Source organism: Variovorax sp. 160MFSha2.1, assembly GCF_048305075.1.
Taxonomy (GTDB): Bacteria; Pseudomonadota; Gammaproteobacteria; order Burkholderiales; family Burkholderiaceae_C; genus Variovorax; species Variovorax guangxiensis.
Genome location: NZ_CP157624.1, coordinates 6,310,064 through 6,333,002 on the forward strand (window position 1 = coordinate 6,310,064; position 22,939 = coordinate 6,333,002).

At 68.2% G+C, this 22,939-nt stretch carries 21 protein-coding genes; 9 read left to right on the top strand and 12 right to left on the bottom strand.

Translation table 11 applies throughout. The features are described from left to right. Positions 1-130 precede the first annotated feature (130 nt). The 8 genes from ABL838_RS29175 to purT all read right to left on the bottom strand — a co-directional run bounded on the left by ABL838_RS29175 (position 131) and on the right by purT (position 8,902). Positions 131-1,990, bottom strand: coding sequence for an AMP-dependent synthetase/ligase (locus tag ABL838_RS29175; RefSeq protein ID WP_418123111.1), 1,860 nt, complete (start codon positions 1,988-1,990; stop codon positions 131-133). 5 nt (positions 1,991-1,995) lie between these two features. Continuing rightward, positions 1,996-2,769 carry an ABC transporter ATP-binding protein gene (locus ABL838_RS29180; protein ID WP_126025503.1) on the bottom strand — a complete coding sequence of 258 codons (774 nt, stop codon included), beginning with the start codon at positions 2,767-2,769 and terminating at the stop codon, positions 1,996-1,998. Further along, positions 2,766-3,587 carry an ABC transporter ATP-binding protein gene (locus ABL838_RS29185; RefSeq protein ID WP_418123113.1) on the bottom strand — a complete coding sequence of 274 codons (822 nt, stop codon included), beginning with the start codon at positions 3,585-3,587 and terminating at the stop codon, positions 2,766-2,768. Before ABL838_RS29185 ends, ABL838_RS29180 begins: the two co-directional genes overlap by 4 nt. Next, complete coding sequence (locus ABL838_RS29190) at positions 3,584-4,660, bottom strand: branched-chain amino acid ABC transporter permease (protein ID WP_369660544.1); 1,077 nt, start codon at positions 4,658-4,660, stop codon at positions 3,584-3,586. The genes ABL838_RS29185 and ABL838_RS29190 overlap by 4 nt, the downstream gene beginning before the upstream one ends. A 95-nt stretch (positions 4,661-4,755) precedes the next feature. Beyond that, positions 4,756-5,631, bottom strand: a complete 876-nt coding sequence (locus tag ABL838_RS29195) for a branched-chain amino acid ABC transporter permease (RefSeq protein WP_418123115.1) — start codon at positions 5,629-5,631, stop codon at positions 4,756-4,758. 19 nt (positions 5,632-5,650) lie between these two features. Continuing rightward, positions 5,651-6,496, bottom strand: a complete 846-nt coding sequence (locus ABL838_RS29200; RefSeq protein ID WP_418123116.1) for a helix-turn-helix domain-containing protein — start codon at positions 6,494-6,496, stop codon at positions 5,651-5,653. 121 nt (positions 6,497-6,617) lie between these two features. Continuing rightward, complete coding sequence (locus ABL838_RS29205) at positions 6,618-7,559, bottom strand: alpha/beta hydrolase (RefSeq protein ID WP_418123117.1); 942 nt, start codon at positions 7,557-7,559, stop codon at positions 6,618-6,620. A gap of 140 nt (positions 7,560-7,699) precedes the next feature. Then, the gene (gene purT, locus ABL838_RS29210; RefSeq protein WP_369660541.1) at positions 7,700-8,902 is read right to left on the bottom strand and encodes a formate-dependent phosphoribosylglycinamide formyltransferase; all 1,203 of its coding nucleotides are present in this window, start codon (positions 8,900-8,902) and stop codon (positions 7,700-7,702) included. A gap of 176 nt (positions 8,903-9,078) precedes the next feature. On the opposite strand from purT, the gene ABL838_RS29215 reads away from it, so the two are divergent. The 3 genes from ABL838_RS29215 to ABL838_RS29225 all read left to right on the top strand — a co-directional run bounded on the left by ABL838_RS29215 (position 9,079) and on the right by ABL838_RS29225 (position 12,228). Beyond that, positions 9,079-9,927, top strand: a complete 849-nt coding sequence (locus ABL838_RS29215) for a 3-hydroxybutyryl-CoA dehydrogenase (protein WP_369660540.1) — start codon at positions 9,079-9,081, stop codon at positions 9,925-9,927. Between the two features lie 130 nt (positions 9,928-10,057). Then, positions 10,058-10,873: a crotonase/enoyl-CoA hydratase family protein gene (locus tag ABL838_RS29220; protein ID WP_126025497.1), complete on the top strand. Its 816-nt coding sequence runs from the start codon at positions 10,058-10,060 to the stop codon at positions 10,871-10,873. Between the two features lie 23 nt (positions 10,874-10,896). Further along, positions 10,897-12,228 (top strand): serine hydrolase domain-containing protein, encoded by a 1,332-nt coding sequence (locus ABL838_RS29225; protein WP_369660539.1) that lies wholly within the window; start codon positions 10,897-10,899, stop codon positions 12,226-12,228. Positions 12,229-12,244: 16 nt separating this feature from the next. Here ABL838_RS29225 and ABL838_RS29230 read toward each other — a convergent pair whose 3' ends face one another. Then, positions 12,245-13,033 carry a type III pantothenate kinase gene (locus ABL838_RS29230; protein WP_126025495.1) on the bottom strand — a complete coding sequence of 263 codons (789 nt, stop codon included), beginning with the start codon at positions 13,031-13,033 and terminating at the stop codon, positions 12,245-12,247. A 134-nt stretch (positions 13,034-13,167) separates the two neighbouring features. On the opposite strand from ABL838_RS29230, the gene lysM reads away from it, so the two are divergent. After that, positions 13,168-13,629 carry a peptidoglycan-binding protein LysM gene (gene lysM, locus ABL838_RS29235; RefSeq protein WP_184639759.1) on the top strand — a complete coding sequence of 154 codons (462 nt, stop codon included), beginning with the start codon at positions 13,168-13,170 and terminating at the stop codon, positions 13,627-13,629. A 12-nt stretch (positions 13,630-13,641) separates the two neighbouring features. Here lysM and ABL838_RS29240 read toward each other — a convergent pair whose 3' ends face one another. After that, positions 13,642-14,595 carry an AraC family transcriptional regulator gene (locus ABL838_RS29240; RefSeq protein ID WP_126025493.1) on the bottom strand — a complete coding sequence of 318 codons (954 nt, stop codon included), beginning with the start codon at positions 14,593-14,595 and terminating at the stop codon, positions 13,642-13,644. 136 nt (positions 14,596-14,731) lie between these two features. Between ABL838_RS29240 and ABL838_RS29245 the strand changes: the two genes are divergently transcribed. After that, entirely contained in the window at positions 14,732-15,004 is a 273-nt protein-coding gene (locus ABL838_RS29245; RefSeq protein ID WP_184639758.1) for a DUF4242 domain-containing protein, read from the top strand. Between the two features lie 13 nt (positions 15,005-15,017). Here ABL838_RS29245 and ABL838_RS29250 read toward each other — a convergent pair whose 3' ends face one another. Next, entirely contained in the window at positions 15,018-15,428 is a 411-nt protein-coding gene (locus tag ABL838_RS29250) for a rhodanese-like domain-containing protein (RefSeq protein WP_418123118.1), read from the bottom strand. A 177-nt stretch (positions 15,429-15,605) separates the two neighbouring features. On the opposite strand from ABL838_RS29250, the gene ABL838_RS29255 reads away from it, so the two are divergent. The 3 genes from ABL838_RS29255 (at position 15,606) to ABL838_RS29265 (ending at position 19,417) form a co-directional block, all read left to right on the top strand. Further along, positions 15,606-16,721, top strand: coding sequence for a TRAP transporter substrate-binding protein (locus ABL838_RS29255; protein ID WP_418123119.1), 1,116 nt, complete (start codon positions 15,606-15,608; stop codon positions 16,719-16,721). 108 nt (positions 16,722-16,829) lie between these two features. Next, complete coding sequence (locus ABL838_RS29260) at positions 16,830-17,450, top strand: TRAP transporter small permease subunit (RefSeq protein ID WP_369660538.1); 621 nt, start codon at positions 16,830-16,832, stop codon at positions 17,448-17,450. Next, positions 17,447-19,417 (top strand): TRAP transporter large permease, encoded by a 1,971-nt coding sequence (locus ABL838_RS29265; protein ID WP_418123120.1) that lies wholly within the window; start codon positions 17,447-17,449, stop codon positions 19,415-19,417. Before ABL838_RS29260 ends, ABL838_RS29265 begins: the two co-directional genes overlap by 4 nt. 30 nt (positions 19,418-19,447) lie before the next feature. Here ABL838_RS29265 and ABL838_RS29270 read toward each other — a convergent pair whose 3' ends face one another. Further along, positions 19,448-21,496, bottom strand: coding sequence for a PEP/pyruvate-binding domain-containing protein (locus ABL838_RS29270; protein WP_418123121.1), 2,049 nt, complete (start codon positions 21,494-21,496; stop codon positions 19,448-19,450). Positions 21,497-21,678: 182 nt separating this feature from the next. On the opposite strand from ABL838_RS29270, the gene ABL838_RS29275 reads away from it, so the two are divergent. Continuing rightward, positions 21,679-22,932, top strand: coding sequence for a hypothetical protein (locus tag ABL838_RS29275; protein ID WP_418123122.1), 1,254 nt, complete (start codon positions 21,679-21,681; stop codon positions 22,930-22,932). Positions 22,933-22,939 lie beyond the last annotated feature (7 nt).

Here is a 22,939-nt window from a genome sequence, read left to right on the forward strand (position 1 = left end):
CCTGTTGAAAAACACACTGCCTGGCCTTTTCCAGAAACACCGCGGAACCGGCTTCGCCGGGCCGCTGGTGTTGCCCCCGGTAGGGGGAAGGCGTGCGCGACACGAAGTGCGCGAAGCCTGGGGGCGAGCCTTATCCATACATGGCCTCGATGCGCTGCGCATACTTGGCCTGCACCAGCTTGCGCTTGAGCTTCATCGTGGGCGTGAGCTCCTCGTCCTCGGCGCTGAGCTGCGTCTCCAGCAGGAAGAACTTCTTGATCTGCTCCACGCGGGCGAACTTGGCGTTGACGCGATCGATCTCGCCCTGGATCAGCTCCTGCACTTCCTTGGCGCGCGTCAGGCTCTCGTAGTTGCTGAACGGCACGTCGTTGTCCTGCGCGAATTTCTCGACGTTCTCCTGGTCGATCATGACGATCACCGTGAGGTAGGGCCTCCTGTCGCCGATGACCACGGCATCGGTGATGTAGAGGCTGAACTTGAGCTCGTTCTCCAGCTCGCTGGGCGTCACGTTCTTCCCGCCCGCCGTGATGATGATGTCTTTCATGCGGTCGGTGATGCGGAAATACCCGTCCTCGTCCATCACGCCCACGTCGCCGGTGTGCAGCCAGCCGTCGGCATCGATGGTCTCGGCCGTCTTCTCCGGCAGGTTGAGGTAGCCCATGAAGACATTGGGGCCGCGCACCAGGATCTCGCCGGTAGCCGGGTCCACGCGCACCTCGTTGTAGCTGGTGGCCGGCCCGATCGAGCCCGGCTTGATGCGCGCGGCCGGCACCGCGGTGGAGGCGCCGCACGACTCCGTCATGCCCCACACCTCCAGCATCGGCACGCCCAGCGCGAGGTACCACTTCACCAGCTCCGGCGAGATGGGCGCCGCGCCCGTCACCAGGAAGCGCGAGCGGTGGATGCCGATGAGCTTGCGCGCGTTGTCCAGCGCGAGCGCGCGCGCCAGCCTGAACTTGAGCTTCAGCCCTGCCCCCACCGGCTGGCCTGCCAGCACGCGCTCGGCGATCCGTTCGCCCACGCCGATGCTCCACCTGTAGGCCGCCTGCTGCAGCGGGCTCGCTTCCTTCAGCGCGATCATCACGCCGGAATAGAACTTCTCCCACACGCGCGGAACCGCAGTGAACACGGTGGGTGCGATCTCGCGCACGTTCTCGGGCACCGTCTCCGGGTTCTCGACGAAGTTGAGGATCGAGCCGGTGTACATCGCGAAATACTCGCCGCCCATGCGCTCGGCGATGTGGCACAGCGGCAGGAAGCACATGCGCTCGTCCTTGTCGTCCTGCGCCACCAGCGTGTTGTAGCCGCGCGCCGTGTACACCAGCCCCGCGTGGCTGTGCATCGCGCCCTTGGGCTTGCCGGTGGTGCCCGAGGTGTAGACGAGGATGGCCAGGTCTTCCGGACGGCAGGCCGCGACCGTGCGCTCCACCGCCTGCGGGTCGGCCGACAGGCGCTCGCGGCCGAGGGCACGCAGCGCGTCGAGGCTCATCACGCCGGCGTCGTCGAGCTCGCGCAGGCCCTCCATGTCGAATACGATCACGCGGCGCAGCCCGGGCAGGCCGGCGCGCACCTCGAGCGCCTTGTCGAGCTGTTCGTCGTCCTCCACGAAAAGCACGGTGGTGCGCGAGTCCTCGCACAGGTAGTGCACCTGAGAGGCCGCGTCGGTCGGGTAGATGCCGTTGGACACGCCACCGCAGCTGAGCACCGCCAGGTCGGCGAGCACCCATTCGATGACGGTGTTCGACAGGATCGACGCGCACTCGCCCGGCGCGAAGCCGATGGCCTGCAGCCCCGCCGCGATCTCGCGCACCGCGTCGGCGGTCTGGTGCCAGCTCCAGCTGCGCCAGATGCCGAGCTTCTTCTGCCGCATCCAGATGTTGTCGCCGCGCTGCTTCACCGCGTTCCAGAACATCGCCGGGATGGTGTCGCCGGGCACGACCACGTCGAGCTTGGGCGCGAAGGTGTTCAGGTCCCAGAGTCCTTGCTGCATGGCGACTATCTCCAGGTCTTCTTCTTTTTCCAGCGCCGCTCGCCGCGCACGCCGTCGTCCTTCATGCCGAGGTAGAACTCCTTGATGTCCTCCTTCTCCCTCAGGCGCTCGCAGGAGTCTTCCATCACGATGCGGCCGTTCTCCAGCACGTAGCCGTGGTCGGCGGCGTTGAGCGCCATGTTGGCGTTCTGCTCCACCAGCAGGATCGTGGTGCCGCGCTCGCGGTTGATGCGCACCACGATCTCGAAGATCTCCTTCGTCAGCTTCGGGCTCAGGCCGAGGCTCGGTTCGTCCAGAAGAATCAGATGCGGCGCGGCCATGATGGCGCGCGAGATCGCCAGCATCTGCTGCTGCCCGCCCGACAGCAGGCCCGCGTCCTGCGCGGCCCGCTCGCGCAGGATCGGGAAGTAGGCATAGACCGTCTCGATGTCCCGCGCCACGCCGTCGCGGTCCTTGCGGGTGTAGGCGCCCATCAGCAGGTTGTCCTTCACCGACAGCAGCGGGAACACCTCGCGCCCCTCGGGCACGTGGCTCAGGCCCTGCTGGACGATGTAGGCCGGGTCCTTGGCCGTGATGTCCGCGCCCTGGAACTCGATGCTGCCCTTGCGCGGGTCGATGATTCCCGAGATGGTCTTCAGGATGGTCGTCTTGCCCGCGCCGTTCGAGCCGAGCACCGTCACGATCTCGCCCTTTCGGACCTTCAGGCTCACGCCCCGGATGGCCTTGATCGGGCCATAGGCGCTCTCGACGTTCATCAGCTGGAGAACGATGTCGCTCATGCCGCAACCCTCCTCAGGCTGCTCACGTCGTCCACCGTGCCGAGGTAGGCCTCGATGACACGCGGATCGGCCTGCACTTCGCCGGGAGATCCCGTCGCCAGAACCTCGCCCTGGTTCATGGCGAGCACCCGGTCCGACACCTTCGACACGAGCGACATGTCGTGCTCGACCATCAACACAGACACGCCCAGCTCGTGCTGGATGTCCTGGATCCAGAACGCCATGTCGGCGGTCTCCTCCACATTGAGGCCTGAGGAAGGCTCGTCGAGCAGCAGCAGCTTGGGCTCGGTGCACAGCGCGCGCGCCAGCTCCACCACCTTGCGCACGCCGTAGGGCAGCCCCGCCACCATCGAGTCGCGATGGTGCTGCAGGTCCAGCAGGTCGATCACCTGCTCGGCCTTCTCGCGCGCCGCGATCTCCGCGCGCCGCGTGGCCGGCGTGAAGAACACTTCGCTCCAGAAACCCGTCTGCCGGTGCGTGTGGCGGCCGATCAGCAGGTTGTGCAGCACCGTCGCGTGCTCGAACAGCTCGATGTTCTGGAAGGTGCGCGCGATGCCCAGCGCCGCGATGGCGTGCGGCGCCTGCTGAGTCAGCGCGAGCGGCCCGCCCGCCTCTCCATGCCACTCGATCGCGCCGGTGGTCGGCGTGTAGATGCGGCTGATGAGGTTGAACACCGTCGTCTTGCCCGCACCGTTGGGCCCGATCAGCGTGAACACCTCGCCGCGCCGCACGTCGAAGCTCACCTTGTTGACCGCGAGCACGCCGCCGAAGCGCACGCTCAGCTCCCTGGCCGAAAGAAGAATGTCGCCGCCGCTCATCTCAGACGATCCGACTTGGTGAACGACTTCTGCCGCTTGAACAGGCCCTTGCGGTAGAACGGAAAGAGCTGCAGCCAGGTGCGGATCTTCAGCCAGCGCCCGTACAGGCCCAGCGGCTCGAACAGCACGAAGGCGATCAGCACCAGCCCGTACACCAGACCTTGCAGGCCCGGCGCCTGTCCGATGGCCTCGGGCAGCCAGTCCTTGCCGATGGAAATGAGCTGCGGCATCGCGATCAGGAAGATCGCGCCCAGGAACGCGCCGTGCACCGAGCCCAGCCCGCCGATCACCACCATCAGCAGCAGGTCGATGGACTGCAGGATGCTGAACTGGTCCGGCGAGATGAAGCTCAGCTTGTGCGCATAGAGCGCGCCGCCCAGCCCCGCGAGCGCGGCCGAGATCGCGAAGGACATCGTCTTGTAGCGCGCGAGATGGATGCCCATGCTCTGCGCCGAGATCTCCGAATCGCGGATCGCGACGAAGGCCCGCCCGGTCGGCGAGCGCAGCAGGTTCAGGATGCCCAGCGTCGCGAGCACCGCCACGACGAGACAGAGGAAGTAGAAGCCCTCGCCCGAGCCCAGCGACCAGCCGAAGAGCTGCGGCGACTTCACATGCAGGCCGGCGTTGCCGCCCGTCACGCTTTCCCAGCGCGCGAACACCTCCTCGACAATGAAGCCGAAGGACAGCGTCGCGATGCCCAGGTAGATGCCCTTCACCCGCAGCGCCGGCAACGCCACGACCACGCCCACCGCCGCCGACAGCGCAGCGGCCGCGACAAGCGCCAGCGGAAACGGCACGCCGATGTTCGTCAGCACGCCCTGCGTGTACGCACCCGCGCCGAGAAAGGCCGCGTGCCCGATGGAGAACTGCCCCGTGAAACCCGCCAGCAGCATCAGCCCCAGGCCGACGATGCCGTAGATCAGCACGAAGGTCAGCTGCGCGAGCCAGTACTCGTCGATGATCCAAGGCGCGGCGAGCAGGAAGGCCACCAGCAGGCCGTACCAGAACACATGGCCGCCGTGGCGGGCGAGGCGGATGTCCTGGTCGTAACTCGTTTTGAAGATGAAGCGCATGGTTCAGGTCCGTCGCCGGGCCGCCCCAAGGCGGACCTGCGCCCCCTCGGGGGGCAGCGAGTACACGAAGTGACGAGCGTGGGGGCACATTTCTTCTAGACCTTCTTGCGCAGCTTTTCGCCGAACAGGCCGTTCGGCTTGATCATCAGCATCAGCAGCACCACGATGTACGGCGCCGTGTCCTTGAAACCGTCGGGCAGGTAGAAGCCCGCGAACGACTCGACGATGCCGATCACCAGCCCGCCGACGATCGCGCCCGGCAGGCTGCCGAAGCCCCCCACCACCGCCGCCGGAAAGGCCTTCAGCCCGATGAAGCCCATGTTCGCGTGCACGAAGGTGATGGGCGCCAGCAGCATGCCCGCGATGGCCGCCACAGCCGCCGCCAGGCCCCACACCAGCCCGTTGAGCCGCTTCACCGGAATGCCCATGTAGTAGGCCGCGAGCTGGTTCTGCGACGAGGCCTGCATCGCGATGCCCAGCTTGCTGTAGCGGAACATCGCGAACAGCAGGCCGCACAGGATGGCGGTGGCCACGATGATCACGAACTGCTCCAGGTTCACCACCAGCTCGCCCAGCTTCCAGATCTCGTCCTTGTAGGGCACGGCCAGCGTGTGCGTCTCGGTGCCGATGCCCGGCACCATGGTGACGAGCCCGCGCGCCACGTAGGCGATGCCGATGGTCAGCATCACGATCGAGAACTGCGGCTGCCCGAGGATCGGCCTGATCACCACCAGCTCCAGCAGCACGCCGAAGGCCGCCATCGCCACCACCGCGAGGATCGCCGCGAGCCAGAACGGCATGCCGAAGAGCGACATGCCCGCGAACGCCCCGAATGCGCCGAGCATCATCAAGTCGCCCTGCGCGAAGCTCACCGTCTCGGTGGCCTTGTAGATGAGCACGAAGCCCAGCGCGATCAGGCCGTAGATGCAGCCTTGCGCGATGCCCGACAGCAGCAGCTGAAGAATCTGCATGGATCCTGTTCCGCCGCGTTCATTGCCGGGTGAAACCGCCGCTGCCGCCGGCCGCGTCGTGCAGCACGAGGCGGCGCGAGCCGGCCACGATGTCGCTGGGCTTGAGGCCGTAGACCTGGCGGATCGAATGGCTGAAGTGCGTCGAGTCAGGGTAGCCGGTGTCGAGCGCGATGTCGGTCAGCGTGCTGCTCTGGCGCACGTAGCGCAGCAGGCTGCGCGCGCGCTTCCAGGCCCTGAATGCACGGAAGGCCATGCCGGTCTCCTGCTTGAACAGGTGCAGGAAGCGCGAGAACGACAGGTGCACCGAGGCCGCCCATTCCTCGGCCGAGGCCGGTGCGGCCGGATCGGCGTTGATGGCGTCGGCCACCTTGCGGATGCGCGCATCGAGCGCGCGCGGCGCGAGCGGCTCGCCGAAGAACATGGTGTCGAAGTCGAAGCCCTCGAAGTTCATGCCGCGCGCGGAGGCAGCGAGCAGGTTCGCATGGGCTTCGCGCACGCGCTGCACGAAGGCCGGCGCATCGACCGGGCCGCAGTGCTGAAGGAAGGCCGGCATGCGCGCCGGATCGACGGACTCCGACTCGATCAGCAAATTGAAGATCAGCGGATGCGCGGTTTCCACCTCGTGCGGCACGTGCGGCGGCACCACGATGAACTCGCCGCTCATCCAGGCTCCGCCGCCGATGCGGATGCGCGTGGGCGGCGCGCCGGCGGGCGACACGTACACGCCGTGCCCGCCCATCGTGCGCTCGGCAGCGGCACCGAGCAGGCCGGCGTAGAACACCCGGTGCGGCGTGAGCCACATCAGGCGTTGGCCTTGCCTCTCGGCACCGCGCGCGGGCGGCGGCGTCGTCCTCGTTCGCTGCATGGTGCTTGTCTCCTGCATCGGTGGACTGCCGCTTCGTGGCGGCGTCCTTTGTTGGCTGGATCGTAGCGGCGCGGGCCGCCAGCGCGATATGGGTTTGCGCCGATTTGCGCGAGGACTTTCCCTATGCCGCTGCGAACGCGCGGCGCAGTTCGGCGGCGCACAGCGCGACCGCCGCATTGGCCTCATCGAGCACCTTGCCCATCGGCACGAAGCCGTGGATCTGGCGCTCGAAGCACACGTAGACCGCGCTGTTGCCCGCGGCCGTGAGCGCCTCGGCGTACGCGGCGCCTTCGTCGCGCAGCGGGTCGTAGCCGGCGGTGAGCACCAATGCCGGAGGCAGCCTCGAAAGATCGGGGTGCAGCAGCGGCGAGGCGCGCCAGTCGAGGTCGTGCTTCGGGTCGGTGATGTAGTGGTCGTGGAAATAGCGGATGGTGTCCGCCGTGAGCAGGTAGCCCTGCCCGTTGCTCTGGTGCGATGCGTGGCCGCGCCGCATGTCGGTGGCCGGGTAGATCAGCAGCTGGTAGACGATGGGCAGGTCGCCCGCGTCGCGCGCGGCGATCGACACCACCGCCGCGAGATTGCCGCCCGCGCTGTCGCCGCCCACCGCGAGGCGGCTCGCATCGAGCCCCAGCGCGGCGGCCTCGCGGCGCACCCAGCGGGTGGCGGCCAGCACGTCGTCGACGGCGGCGGGAAAGCGGTGCTCGGGACCCATGCGGTAGTCGACCGCGACCACCGCGCAGCCGGCGCCATTGGCCAGCTGGCGGCACAGCACGTCGTGCGTGTCGAGGTCGCCGATGACCCAGCCGCCGCCGTGGTAGTACACCAGCACCGGCAAAGGCCCCACGCCGGAGCCCATCGGCCGGTACAGGCGCACCGGGATGGTGCCGTGCGGCCCGTCGGCGGCGAGGTCGCGCACCTCGGCCACTTCGGGCGGCAGCGGCTGCGTGGTGGTGCGGCGCTCGCGATAGAAGGCCCGCGCATCGGCGGGCGACAGGGTGTGCGTCGGCGGAATGCCGCGCGCCTCGATGAAGTCCAGCAGGGCGCGCGCCTGGGGGTGCAGCATGGTGTCTCCGGTGGATCGTTGCGAGCGTCCAGTGTGGGAGGCATCGGGTGCCCGCGGTATCCGCACGCACCCGCACCCGACTGGGCCCGGCAGCCCCCGCACCATGCCCGCGCCCTTGCGGCGCGGCTTGCGGAAACTGGCTACGCCTTGCGCGGCTTGACCAGGGAGGCCGCTTCCTTGGCCAGCTTGCGGGCGGTGTCGGTGTCGGCCGCATGCACCAGCGCCACGCCCATGCGGCGCTTGGTGAAGCTCTCGGGCTTGCCGAACAGGCGGATGTCGCTGCCCGGCACCCGCAGTGCATCGGCCACGCCGTCGAAGGCGATGCCGGTGGCGTCCACGCCGCCGTAGATCACCGCGCTGGCGCCCGGGCTCTTGAGCGAGGTGTCCACCGGCAGGCCGAGGATGGCGCGCGCGTGCAGCTCGAACTCGTTCTGCCACTGGGTGGCCATGGTGACCATGCCGGTGTCGTGCGGGCGCGGGCTGACTTCGCTGAACCAGACCTCGTCGCCCTTCACGAAGAGCTCCACGCCGAAGAGGCCCTGGCCGCCCAGGTCGGCCGTCACGGCCTGCGCGATCTGCTGCGCCTTCGCGAGCGCAGCGGGCGCCATGGGGTGGGGTTGCCAGCTTTCCACGTAGTCGCCGCTGACCTGCACGTGGCCGATGGGGTCGCAGAACTGCGTCTGCACGCCGCCGGTGGCGTCCTTGGCACGCACGGTGAGCAGGGTGATCTCGTAGTCGAAGTCGATGAAGCCCTCGACGATCACGCGGCCATGACTGACCCGCCCTCCGGCCATGGCGTAGTCCCAGGCCTTCTGCACGTCGGCGGGGCCGTCGATCTTGCTCTGGCCCTTGCCGGAGCTGCTCATCACCGGCTTGACGATGCAGGGATATCCGATGCCCCCGTCGATGGCGGCCTGCAGCTCGGCCAGCGAATCGCAGAACTTGTAGGGGCTGGTCGGCACGCCCAGCGTCTCGGCGGCCAGGCGACGGATGCCCTCGCGGTCCATGGTCAGGCGGGCGGCGCGGGCCGTGGGAATCACGCGCACGGTGCCGGCTTCTTCGAGCTCCTGCAGCATGGGCGTGGCGATGGCCTCGATCTCGGGCACCACCAGCGCGGGCTTCTCGGCCTCGATCAGCGCCTTCAGCTGCGCCGGATCGCTCATGGTGATGGTTCGTGCATGGTGCGCCACCTGCTGGCCGGGGGCGTTCTCGTAGCGGTCGACGGCGATGGTCTCGACGCCGAGGCGCTGCAGGGCGATCAGCACCTCCTTGCCGAGTTCGCCGGAGCCCAGGAGCATCACGCGGGTTGCGGAGGGAGAAAGGGGGGTGCCGAGGGTGGTCATGGTCGGGAGTCGAAAAAGGCTGGAAAAAGCAACCGCAGGACTGTAAGCCACCCGCAGCCGCCGGTGTCGCACGCGGGAACGGCGCGGGCGCGGTGCTGCTTCACAATCGATGTCTTTCGCCGTGGCGCCCGCCGCGCGCGCCCCTTTTCTTTTTGCTTTCTCCAAGGAGTTCTCTCATGGCTATCCAGACTGTAGGCATCATCGGCGCCGGAACGATGGGCAACGGCATCGCGCAGGCCTGCGCGGTGGCCGGCGTGAAGGTGGTGATGGTCGACATCGCCCAGGCGGCGGTCGACAAGGGCCTCGCCACGGTGTCGGGCAGCCTCGACCGCCTGATCAAGAAGGAAAAGCTCACCGCCGAGCAGAAGACCGCCGCGCTGGCGCTCATCAAGGGCTCGACCAACTACGAAGACCTGAAGAGCGCCCAACTGGTCATCGAGGCCGCCACCGAGAACCACGCGCTCAAGCTCAAGATCCTCAAGCAGGTCGACGAGATGCTGGCGCCCGAAGTCATCATCGCCTCCAACACCTCCTCGATCTCGATCACCCAGCTGGCCGCCGCCACCTCGCGCGCCGACCGCTTCATCGGCATGCACTTCTTCAACCCGGTGCCGATGATGGCGCTGGTGGAGCTCATTCGCGGCTACCTCACGAGCGACGCCACGCACGACACGGTGAAGGAACTGGCCGAGCGCCTGGGCAAGTCGCCGATCACGGTGAAGAACGCCCCGGGCTTCGTGGTCAACCGCATCCTGGTGCCGATGATCAACGAGGCCTTCTTCGTGCTGTCCGAGGGCATCGCCACGGCCGAAGACATCGACGCCGGCATGAAGCTGGGCTGCAACCAGCCCATCGGCCCGCTGGCGCTGGCCGACATGATCGGCCTGGACGTGTGCCTGGCCGTGATGGAGGTGTATCTGGAGCAGTTCGGCGATTCCAAGTACCGCCCCTGCCCGCTGCTCAAGGAAATGGTCGCCGCCGGCCAGCTCGGCCGCAAGACCGGCCGCGGCGTCTACACCTACTGACACTGGCTCGCCCCCAGTCTTCGCGCACTTCGTGTCGCTTCGCCAACCCCCTACCGGGGGCAACACCAGCGGCCCGGCAAAGCCGGTTCCGCGGTGTTCCTTGAAAAGATAAGAAAAGGAGACCGCTCACATGACCGCCACGCCCACCACCCCGCCGGCAGAAGGCTGCATCGACACCCAGGTGCTCGGCCACGTGCTGCTGATCGGCATCAACCGCCCGGCCAAGCGCAACGGCTGGACGCCGCCGATGTTCAGGCAGCTGGCCGAGGCCTACACCCGGCTCGACGACGACCCCGAGCTGCGCGTGGGCGTGCTGCATGCCTTCGGCGACCACTTCACGGCGGGCCTGGACCTGCCCGCGGTCACCGAGTACATGAAGCGCGGCGAGAAGGCGATTCCCGCCGGGCTGGTGGAGCCGCACGACTTCGGCCTGCCCGACTACCGCCGCCGCACCAAGCCGATGGTGGTGGCGGTCAAGGGCATCTGCTTCACGGTGGGCATCGAGCTGATGCTGGGCGCCGACATCGTGGTGGCGGCCGACAATTGCCGCTTCTCTCAGATGGAAGTGCAGCGCGGCATCATGGCCACGGGCGGCGCCACGCTGCGCATGGCCGAGCGCGCGGGCGTGGGCAACGCGATGCTGCACCTGCTCACGGCCGACGAGTTCGACAGCGCCGAGGCCTTGCGCCTGAACTTCGTGCAGAAGGTGGTGCCGGCCGGCCAGGAGCTCGACGCGGCGCTGGCCATCGCGCAGCGCATCGCGGCGCAGGCGCCGCTGGCGGTGGTGGCCACGCGGCTGAACGTGATCAAGGCCGTGGAGCAGGGGCCGCTGGCCGCCGTGTCGGAATTCATCGAGACGCAGAAGCGCCTGTCGAACAGCGAGGATGCCGCCGAGGGCGTGCGCTCCTTCATCGAACGCCGCCCGGCACGCTTCAGCGGCCGCTGACTCCTTTCACCGAGAACAACGACATGCCTCTTTCTCCAGCACGCACGGCGCTCGCCGCCGCATTCACCCTGCTCGCCGTGAACACCACTTCCGCACAGACGCCCACGCCTCCCGCGCTGCCAGACCCTGCCGCCACCTCGGTCGACGCCATGGGTTGGATGAAGGGCTTCCCGCCCCCGCCAGACAAGCTCATCACCTTCGACAACCCGGCCGGCGGCGTCTTCCCGCGCACGCGCTGGAGCTTCTCGCACGTGCGCGAGACGGTGCCCACGGCCAACGTATGGCGCGGCAGCGGCGCGGCCAGCCCGCTGCCTTCGGCGCCTGCCCGCTTCGACATCGAGGCCGTCACCTTCAAGCCCCTGGGCGGCGAGCAGACGCTGAACTTCGCCCAGATGATCTCCGGCACCTACACCGACGGCATCCTGGTGATGCACCGCGGCAAGGTGGTCTACGAGAAGTACTTCGGCGCGCTCACGCCCGAGCGCCCGCACATCGCGATGTCGGTCACCAAGTCCTTCGTGGGCACGCTGGCGGCCATCCTCGCGGACGAGGGCAAGCTGGACCCGGCCGCGCCGGTCACCAGGTACATCCCCGAACTCAAGGACAGCGCCTACGGCGACGCCACCGTGCGCCAGGTGATGGACATGACCGTGGGCGTGCACTACTCCGAGAACTATGCCGACCCCAAGGCCGAGATCTGGGACTACGCCCGCGCCGGCGGCATGCTCACCCAGGGCGCGAACTACACGGGCCCGAAGTCGTTCTACGAGTTCCTCGTCACGCTGAAGAAGGAAGGCGAGCATGGTGACGGCTTCGCCTACAAGACGGTCAACGCCGAGGTGCTGGCCTGGATCGTTCGCCGCGCCAGCAACCAGTCGCTGGCCGACCTGCTGAGCGAGAAGATCTGGCGCCGCATCGGCGCCGAGCAGGATGCCTACTTCATGGTCGACCGCATCGGCACCGAGTCGGGCGGCGGCGGCCTCAACACCGTGCTGCGCGACCTGGCCCGCTTCGGCGAGACCATGCGCAACGGCGGCCGCGCGGCCAACGGGCAGCAGGCGATTCCGAAGGCGGTGGTGGAAGACATCCAGCGCGGCGGCGACCCGGCCAGGTTCGTGAAGGCGGGCTACCCGCTGCTCAAGGGCTGGTCGTACCGAGACATGTGGTGGGTGTCGCACAACCCGCACGGCGCGTACATGGCGCGCGGCATCCACGGTCAGAGCATCTACGTGGACCCGAAGGCGGAGATGGTGATCGTGCGCTACGCGGCGCACCCGGTGGCGGCCAACGGCGCGAACGATCCGCTGACGCTGCCGGCGTTCCAGGCGATGGCCGAGGCGCTGATGCGCCCCTGAGCCTCTTCGCCTCTGTCTAGTTCGAAGCCCGCTCGCGGGCAATCACCAGGAGCCCGTCCATGATGAGGCTCTCGACCAGCTCGAAATGCCCGTTCATCACGGGCGCCATCTTCCAGCCCGCGCCGCCGGTCATGTAGCAGGCCGGCTCGGCGCCGCAGTGCGAGCGCACGTGCTGCACCATGCGCTCCACCGCGCCCGCGATGGCGTAGGTGCCGCCGCTGGTCAGCGCGTCGCTGGTGTTGGTGGGGAACTCGCGCACCTCGCCGGTGGGCACGTGCAGGCCCGCCGTGCCCGACTCGAGCGCGCGCAGCATGATGCCGTGGCCCGGCAGGATCAGGCCACCGAGGAACTTGCCGTCGGCGTCGATGGCCTCGACCGTCACGGCCGTGCCGATCAGCACCACCACCATCGGCCGAGGCGGCTGCCCCGGCTTCGCGGCAGCCAGCATGCGGTGGCGCGCGCCGATCATCGCCACGAAGCGGTCGGCGCCCAGGCGCGTGGGGTGGTCGTAGCCGTTGACGATGCCGGCCTCGCCCGCGCTCGACATCACCCAGCGCGGCGTGCAGTCGAAGCGCTCGACGATCTGCTCCTCGGCCCGGCGCCTGACTGCGTCGCCGGCCACCACGCAGCCCAGCATGGAGCCGGGCGAAGGCAGGTCGGCCCACGGGCCGTCGGCCAGCCGTTCGATGTGGTCGAGGAATTCGGCACCCTGCGCCTGCAACGCGGCGCCGGGGCGGGCCGAGTCGTAGAGCGCCCACTTGAGGCGGGTGTTGCCGATGTCGATGGCGAGGAAGGGGGATGACATGCGCGGGATTATTGCGACTTTGTTGTTATTCCGGCTGGCACGTCGTTGACACACGCGGCATGGGCCTACGCAGGCGCGCCAGCTTCCGCCTCTACATTGGCGGGTTCCACCCACCACCGCACAAGGAGAGAACCATGGGATTGCTCAGTTTCATCAAGGAGGCTGGTGAGAAGCTGTTCGGCGGCTCGTCGGCCCAGGCCGCCACGCCCGACGCCAACCAGGCCGCGGCCGCCGCCATCAAGACCTACATCGAGACGCAGAACCTCGGCCTCACGGGACTGGAAGTAACCTACACCGCGAGCACCGGCGTGGTCACCCTCGCGGGCCAGGCGCCGTCGCAGGAAGCCAGCGAGAAGGCATCGCTTGCCGCGGGCAACGTGGCGAACGTGACCAGCGTGGAGAACAACCTCGTCGCCCCCGCCGCGCCGCCCGCCCAGTACCACGACGTGGTGCGCGGCGACACGCTCTCGGCCATCTCGAAGAAGTACTACGGCGACGCCAACAAGTACAACGTGATCTTCGAGGCCAACAAGCCGATGCTGACACATCCGGACAAGATCTATCCGGGGCAGAAGCTGCGCATTCCGGCGCTCTGAGCAAGACCGGGGTCAGGCGCCGTTGTGCCGCCAGGCCCCTGGCGACACGCCGTACTCGCGCTTGAACGCGCGGTTGAAGGCGGCCTCCGATTCGTAGCCCACGCCTTCGGCGATGCGCGCCAGGTTGCACTGGTCCCTGCGCAGCATGCCGGCGGCCAGGATCATTCGCCAGCGCGCCAGGTAGTGCATGGGCGGCGCGCCCACCAGCTCGGTGAAACGGTCCGCCAGCACGCTGCGCGAGGTGTGGGTCTCCTGCGCCAGCTCATCGACCGTCCAGTTGCGCGCGGGCTCGGCGTGCATCAGCGCCAGGCAGCGGCTCACGTGGGGATCGCGCAGGCCCGCCAGCCAGCCGGGGTTGTTGGCGGGTGCGGACTCGATGTAGCCGCGCAGCACTTCGGCGAACAGCACTTCCGCCACCTTGGCGGCGACCATCTCCGAACCCGGAGAGCGTGAAGCCGCATCGCCCAGCACGAAGTTGACCGACTGCTCGATCCACGGGCCCGCCGGCCTGCTTCGCAGCTGCGTGGTGAACAGGCGCGGAATGTTCGCCATGACGGGGTTGGGCGCATCGCCCTCGTACGCGAACCAGCTGCACACCAGCAAGGTGCGATCTCCCTCGCCGCCATAGCGCACGCGCTCCAGTTCGGGCGCGCGCGGGCTCACCACATGCGACATGTCCACCGCCGCATGGTGCAGGCCGCTGCCCAGCACATGGGAGTCGCCGTGCAGCGCGGCGATCACTTCGCCCGCATGCGCCCGTATCGGCTCGCCGCCATCGACCTGGGCCCAGCATTCGCCCTGCAGCACCAGGTGGCAGATGGCCAGCCGGTTCGCGCCGGGCCTGAGCAGCTGGGCGATGTCTCTACCCTTGGGTACCTTGAAGCACCAGGGTGCATACATGTCCCCGTTGAGGAACAGCGCGCCCTCGAGGCGGATGGTCCGCAACACGTCCGACAAGACATCCATGGTCACCTCCCGGCAAGCGAGGACGGGGTTTCGGTCAACAAGTCAGGCGGAGCGGGCAATACGGGGCGGCTTCGCATCGGCACCATAGGACCTGGTCGCCTTCGACCGATTCTGACAGCCAGACAGGAGTACCACCATGCCCAAATTCGTCATCGAGCGAGACATCCCCGGCGCCGGCAAGTTCACCCCGTCGGACCTGAAGGCCATTTCGCAGAAGTCCTGCGGCGTGCTCAGCAGCATGGGGACCGACATCCAGTGGATCCACAGCTACGTGACCGACGACCGTGTCTACTGCGTCTACCAGGCCACCGACGAGGCACTGGTGCGCCGGCACGCGGAGCTCGGCGGCTTCCCTGCCAACCGCGTGGACCGGGTCTACAGCGTGATCGACCCGGCCACGGCCGAGTGAGACGAGCGGCTCTCTAGTTCTGCCGCCAGGGTAGCCCGCGCTTGCGCCAGCCGCCGGTCAGCCCGCGGTGGCCGTTCTCGTCCGGGTTGCCCTCGAAGCCTTCGAGGATGTTGTAGGCCTCCACGCCCAGCTCTGTCGCGCGCTTGGCCGCTGCGATGGAGCGCACGCCGCTGCGGCACAGCAGCACCACCTTCTTTCCGCCTTCAGCCGCGGCACGGATGCCTTCGTCGAAGGCCGGGTTCAGCGCCATGCCGGGCCATTGCTTCCATGCCAGCGGCACGGCGCCGGGCACGTAGCCTACCCATTCGCGCTCGGCGTCGGTGCGCACGTCGACCAGCACGGCTTCGCCGCTGGCGGTCCATTGGGCGGCCTGCTCGGGCGTCACGTCGCCGGCGTAGCCCTTGTTCTCGATGGGTTCGGTCATTTCTCTCGTGTCCTTGGGATGCGGGTTTTCATGGCCCGGAATTTTTCTCCGGTTCGTGAAAACCCTGTTTGTCGAGTGCTCCCGCGCGCCAAAGATGGCGCCTTGGGCCTGTCGAACCATAACTCCAAGACGGACAGCCTGGGTTTTCCCAACTCAGAACCGTTTGGAGAGAGACAAATGACAGACAGCAAGATGCCCCGCCGCCGCGGGCTGCTCAAGGGCGCGGCCGTGGCCGCCGGCGCCATGTCCGTGCCGATGGTCAGCATGGCCCAGACCACCACCCTGCGCTTCCAGAGCACCTGGCCCGCGAAGGACATCTTCCACGAGTACGCGCAGGACTACGCGAAGAAGGTCAACGACATGGCGGGCAGCCGCCTGAAGATCGAGGTGCTGCCCGCCGGCTCGGTGGTGCCCGCCTTCCAGCTGCTCGACGCGGTGGCCAAGGGCACGCTCGACGGCGGCCACGGCGTGGTCGCGTACTGGTACGGCAAGAACTCGGCGCTCGCGCTGTGGGGCTCCGGCCCGGGCTACGGCATGGACGCCAACATGGTGCTGGCCTGGCACACCTACGGCGGCGGCAAGGCGCTGATGGAGGAGATCTACAAGGGCCTGAATCTCGACGTGGTCTCGTACCTCTACGGCCCCATGCCCACGCAGCCGCTGGGCTGGTTCAAGAAGCCGGTGGCCAAGGCCGAGGACATGAAGGGCCTGAAGTTCCGCACCGTGGGCCTGGCGGTGGACGTGTTCACCGACATGGGCGCGGCCGTGAACCCGCTGCCCGGCGGCGAGATCGTGCCCGCGCTGGACCGCGGCCTGATCGACGCGGCCGAGTTCAACAACGCGTCGAGCGACCGCGTGCTGGGCTTTCCCGACGTCGCCAAGAACTGCATGCTGCAGAGCTTCCACCAGAGCGGCGAGCAGTTCGAGGTGCTGTTCAACGGCGGCAAGCTCAAGGCGCTGCCGGCGGAGCTCAAGTCGATCATCGAATACGCCACGCAGGCCGCGAGCGCCGAGATGAGCTGGAAGGCCATCGACCGCAACTCGAAGGACTACGAGGAGCTGAAGAAGGCCGGCATCAAGTTCTACAAGACGCCCGACACGGTGCTGCGCGCGCAGCTCGCATCGTGGGACAAGACCATCGCGAAGAAGTCGGCCGAGAACCCGATGTTCAAGAAAGTGCTCGACTCGCAGCGCGCCTTCGCCGAGCGCGCAGGCCAGTGGCAGAACGACTACGAGGTCGACTTCAAGATGGCCTACAACCACTACTTCGGACGGCAGGCGAAGAAGACCTGAGCCAACGGGATCGATGCGACGCGAGGGCACCCGGGCGGTGCCCTCTTCTCATGCCTGCGCCCAAGCTGCCGCGCAAGACACGGATGACGCGGCGAGGAGTTCGTTCCGATGCAATCTTTCCTGCTGGCGGTCGACCGGTTCTCCACATGGATCGGCAAGACCTTCGCCTGGTGCGCCCTGCTGCTCACGCTGCTGATCAGCTGGGAGGTGTTCTCGCGCTATGCGCTCAACAGGCCCCACGCCTGGGTGCTGGACGCGCAGATCATGCTGTACGGCACCATGTTCATGACCGCGGGCGCCTACACACTCTCGAAGAACGGCCACGTGCGCGGCGACGTGCTCTACGGCTTCTTCCGCCCGCGCACGCAGGCGCTGGTGGACCTGGTGCTCTACATCGTCTTCTTCCTGCCCGGCATCGTCGCGCTGACCTGGGCCGGATGGGTCTACGCGGGCGAGTCGCTCGCCATCCGCGAGCAGACCTTCTCGGCCGAGCCGCTGCCGCTGTACCCGTTCAAGTACGTCATTCCGCTGGCAGGCTTCACGCTGCTGCTGCAGGGGCTGGTGGAGATCATCCGCTGCGTGCGCTGCATCCGCGAGGGCGCCTGGCCCTCGCGCGAGCAGGACGTGGAGGAAGTCGACGTCGAGAAGCTCAAGGAGATGGTGCACGTGAAGGACGAGGACATCGCCGCGCTCGACCGCGTCGTCGCCTCGAAGGAGGCCGCGCGATGATCCGCCGCGAACTCTGGTTCGGCCTCTCGTTCATGGCGCTGATCGTGATCGGCGCGGTGGCGGTGCTGGCCAATGCGCCCACCATCACCAACGGCCACCTCGGCCTGCTGATGCTCTCGCTGGTGGTGGTGGCCATCATGCTGGGCTTTCCCACGGCGTTCACGCTGATGGGCATGGGCATGCTCTTCACCTGGCTGGCCTACGACCGCGACTGGCACCGAACGCTCGACCTGATGGTGCAGTCGGCCTTCAAGACCATGGCGAACGACGTGCTCATCGCGGTGCCGCTGTTCGTGTTCATGGGCTACCTGGTGGAGCGCGCGAACCTCATCGAGTCGCTCTTCAAGAGCCTGCACCTCGCGCTCGCGCGGCTGCCAGGTGCGCTGGCGGTGGCGACGCTGGTCACCTGCACCATCTTCGCGACGGCCACCGGCATCGTGGGCGCGGTGGTCACGCTGATGGGCCTGCTTGCATTGCCGGCCATGCTGCGCGCGGGCTACAGCGTGCCTCTGGCCGCCGGCTCGATCACCGCGGGCGGCTGCCTGGGCATCCTGATTCCGCCTTCGGTGCTGCTCATCGTCTACGGCGCGACGGCCGGCGTGTCGGTGGTGCAGCTCTATGCGGGCGCCTTCTTTCCGGGGCTGATGCTGGCCTCGCTCTATGTGCTGTACGTGATCATCGTCGCCTGGCTCAAGCCGCAGTGGGCGCCGCCGCTCTCGCAGGCGGAGCGCGTCGTGCCGCTGCCGCCGCTGTCGCAGCGGCTGGCCGACAGCCCCGCCGCGCATGCGGTGGTCGGCCTGCTGAAGGGACGGCGCAATGCCGGCGTGCCCTTCTCGCATGTGCTGAAGCAGCTCGGCATCGTTGCGATGCCGGGCGTGATCTTCCTGCTGCTGGCCGCCTTCAGCTACAAGGCCGTGACGACGGTGGAAGCGCAGGCGCGCTACGAGATCGAGGAAATCGGGGCCGTGCGCAGCGGCACGCCGGAGTCCGGCGGCCTGCAGGAGCCGCCGGTCGAAGGCGGGTTGCAGGAACCACCGCAGGAAGGTGGGCTGCAGGAGCCGCCCAGCGACGATACGCAGCCGTCGGCACCGGCCACTGCCTCCAGCCAGGCGGCGCTGTCCGAGCCGCCGGGTGCCCCGGCCGTTCCCCCCGCGCCCGCCGCAGGGACCGCAGAGCCCTCGGCCGCTGCTGCTACGGAGGCTGCCACGCAGCGACCCGCACCGACCTGGTGGTGGATCACCTTCGCCGTCTTCGGCGCCATCGTCACGCTGTTCTACCTGTTCCTGAGCTTCGCGCGGCTCGAGATCTTCAAGATGCTGCTGGCATCGTTCTTCCCGTTGGTGCTGCTGATCCTCTCGGTGCTGGGTTCGATCGTGCTGGGTCTTGCCACGCCCACCGAGGCGGCCGCCATGGGCGCGCTCGGCGGCATGCTGCTGGCGGCGGCCTACAGGCGCCTGAACCTCGCGGTGCTGAAGGAGTCGGTATTCCTCACGGCCAAGACATCGGCCATGGTGTGCTGGCTCTTCGTCGGCTCGGCCATCTTCTCTGCCGCGTTCGCGCTGCTCGGCGGGCAGGCGCTGGTGGAGGAATGGGTGCTCGGCATGAACCTCACCAAGGTGGAGTTCCTGATCCTGAGCCAGGTCATCATCTTCCTGCTGGGCTGGCCGCTGGAGTGGACCGAGATCATCGTGATCTTCATGCCCATCTTCATCCCGCTGCTCGACAACTTCGGCGTCGACCCGCTGTTCTTCGGGCTGCTGGTGGCGCTGAACCTGCAGACCGCCTTCCTCTCGCCGCCGGTCGCGATGGCAGCCTTCTACCTGAAGGGCGTGAGCCCGCCCCACGTGACGCTGAACCAGATCTTCCTGGGCATGCTGCCCTTCATGGGCATCCAGGTGCTGGCGATCGTGCTGCTTTACATGTGGCCGCAGATCGGGTTGTGGTTGCCGCAGTTGCTGTACAAGTAGAAGCGGCAGGCCGAACCGGGAGTGGTGGCGTCAGCGCCGTCTCTCCACATACGGCCGCGCCTGCAGGAGCACGATCCTGTCTCCCACCGTCGCCCACTCGATGTCCTGGTCGACGCCGTTGAAGGTGCGCTTGACCGCCACGCCCACATTGGCCAGCCGCACCACGAGGTCGTCGGTCAGCACGTTGCGGCCGGCCTCCACCGGCACCTCCTTCACGCCGCCGTCCTTGTCGAGCTGCAGCGCGGTGTCTTCGGCCGAGCGGCTGAGCACCTGGATGGCCTTGGACCAGCTGGAGTACATCACCTGCTCGGCGACGCGCCGACCCTCGACCACGCGGATGCCGATCCCGCGCTTGGCGGAGATGTAGGTGATGTGCGGATGCCCGGCGTCGAAGGGGTCGCGGGTGATCATCACGCCGGCGTTGGCCGAATCGATGGCGGTCTGCACGAACACGCCCATCAGTACCGATTCGGCGCCGAAGCCCGCCGCCGCGCGGGCCTCCCAGGCCTCGGGGTTGAACACCGAGGCCCAGACCTTCTTCACGGCCACTTCGAGCGCGTCGCCGGTCTTGACGTTGGGCACGGTGGTGTAGAGCCCCGCGCCGCTGAAGCCGGGCAGGTCTTCGGAGTTGGACGAGCTGCGCACGAACACGCCGCCGCCTCCGAGCTGCGACTGCCACGCCGCACGCCAGCCGGCTGCGGTGGCGGCATCGACGGGCCATTGCACGATCTCGTCGCGCAACTGCGCCAGCGCCTTCTGGCGCACCTTCGGATCGCTCGCGAAGCCCGGCTGCTGCTGCATGCGCGCGATGCGATCGGCCAGGCCGTTGGCGCGCATGAAGCGGTCGTAGTGCGCGAAGGGAATGCAGAAGCCGTCGGGCACCGAGGTGCCCGGGATGTGCGCGGCCTGCATGGCGCCGAGGTTCGCGGCCTTCACACCGCACTGCGCGCTGTTGCGCGCGCGCAGCGAAGCCAGCGGCAGCAGCCGGTTCTCGCGCAGGTCGGGCCTGATGGCGCGCGCGCTGCCGGGCACGGCGCCGGCGGCAGCGGTGCGCACCGCGCGCGGCGGCAGCGCGGCGACCTCCTCCGGCGTGAGCCGGCGCACCTGGTAGCCCGAGCTGGCCACCTTCAGCGCCACCCACTGGCCGGCATGCTCCTTCAGGACCGCGGCGGCATCGCGCACGTAGGCGTTGGGAATGCCCCAGCCCTTGGCCAGCAGGTTGACGTGCGACAGCGCGGTCGAGGGCCGCTCGGTCAGCACGGCCGCCACCGGCGGCAGGCCGATGGGCACCTGCCGCAGCACGGCGATGTCGTCGGGCAGCAGCGCGTTGATTCCCGCGTCGTCGTCCACGATGCGTACGCGGCCGGTAGCGGTGCCGAGGTTCATCGGCAGGAAGGGCTGCTCGCGGATCAGCGCCTCCTGGCTCACGAAGTCGATGCCGGTTTCCTTCGCCACGCGCTCGTGCAGCGTGGAGTTGGTCTTGAACTTCACCGGGCCGAAGAAGCTGGCCCTGACCTGCTGCTCGGCCTGCCGCAGCAGCGGCGCGGTGAGCTTGTCGCCTTCCCAGAATTCGTAGGTGAAGCTGCCGATGTTCTGCTGCCAGCTCAGCGTGCCGAACAGGAAGCGGCGGTCGGGCACGAGGTAGTTGCGGTCGATCTCGCGCTTGACGGTGCTGGGCGCGAGCCGCGTGTCGCGCAGGAAGCGCACATGCAGCTGGTAGCGCGGCGTGTCGATGTAGTACATGCGCGGCGGCTTGGCCTGCCGGTCGATGACGAAGAGCACGTGCGCGAGCTGCATCGGCGTGCCGGCGTCGTAGACGCGGGCGAGCTGGTCGAAATCGCCCTGGCTGCGCAGCGCGGGCAGCGACGAGGGCACCGCGGGGCGGGGGACGAGCTGCGCGGCCGGGCCTTCGGGCTGCGGCTGGTTCTGCTGCTGGTAGTACGACGGCTTGCGGGCTAGCTGGGCGGCAGCGGGCAGGGCCGCCAGCATGGCGATGGCAGCCGCGACGCAAAACGCAGCCACGCTATTGTTTTGGAAGCACGATGCGCCTACGGGCCGTGCGTTGTTCTGGTTTTTCATGCGGTGTCCCTCCTTACAACCGGTTGCCGAGTGCACGCGCGCTTCACCAAGCAACGCAGCGGCGCTGACAGCGGCAGCGGATTCTCGCGCGTTAGTCACAACGCCATCGCATTCGTACATCCGGGGATCAGAGAAATCACATGACTCGCACAAGAACAAGCCTTTCGGCCCTTCAACGCCCGTTGCGCGGCTTGCTGCTCGGGTTGGCGCTGGTGTGCGCCGGCTTCGCGGCCAACGCGCAGTCCATCGGGCGCCTGAACCTGCAGCAGGGAACGGTGAGCGTCTCGTCCGCCGGCGACGATCGCTGGTCCGCCGCCCGGCCCGGGCGCGAACTCGGCGCCGGCGACCGCATCTGGACCGACCGCAACGCGCGCGCCGAGGTCTACATCGGCCCGGCCGCGCTGCGGCTCGATGGCGGGACCTACGTGGAGTTCACCGGCATCGACGAGGACACCATCCGCATCAACGCCGGCCGGGGCAACCTGCAGCTGAGCGTGCGCGACATGGCATCGGGCCAGCGCATCAGCATCGACACGCCCAATCTCTCGGCGGTGATCGGCGCGCCGGGCGAATACCGCATCGCCGTCGACGAGGCCGACACGACGACCACCTGGGCGGCGGTTGCCTCGGGCCACCTCACGCTGCGTGGCCAGAACGGCATCTCGCAACTGCTGACCGGGCGCCAGCAGACCACGGTGTCGGGCCGGAACCTCACGACCGTGCGCACCACGCGCTCGCAGAACGGCAGTTTCGACACCTGGGTGGCCGAGCGTGGCCGGTACGACGACCCCGTACGCTACGCCCAGCCGGCCGTGGCGGTGCCGCCTGCGGCACTGATCGCGCGACAGCAGCAGATCGAATACGAACAGGCCCGGCAGCAAGCGCAGTGGATGGAGCAGCAACGCGCCGCCCAGGCGGCCCAGCAGCAACAGCTGGAGTGGCAGCGCGAGCAGGACTGGCGCCAGCAGCAGGAGTGGCGCCGGCAGGAAGACTGGCGCCAGCGGCGCGAATGGCGCGATCGCGCCGAACAGGACCGCTGGCAGCAACAGCAGCAACAACAGCAGTTGCAGCTGCAACTCCAGCAGCAGCAACGCCAGGCCCTGCGCCAGCAGCAGGAAATGCAGCAGCGCGCCGCGCAGGCGCAGGCCCTGCAGCAGCAACAGCTGCTTCAACAACAGCAGGCGGCACAGATGCAGCTGCAACAGCAACGCGCGGCCCAGCAACAGGCGTTGGCCCAACAGCAGATGCTTCGCCAGCAGCAGGAGCTGCAGCAACGCACCGCGCAGATGCAGCAGCAGGCGCAGGCTCAGCAACAGGCCTTGCAGCAGGCCCAGTTGCGTGCGCTCCAGCAGCAGCGCGGCACGCCGCCGCAACCGGGCCAGCCCGCCGGCGACGATCCGCGCAGGCTCTGGACTTCGCCGGACTCGCGCCAGTAGCCGGCGC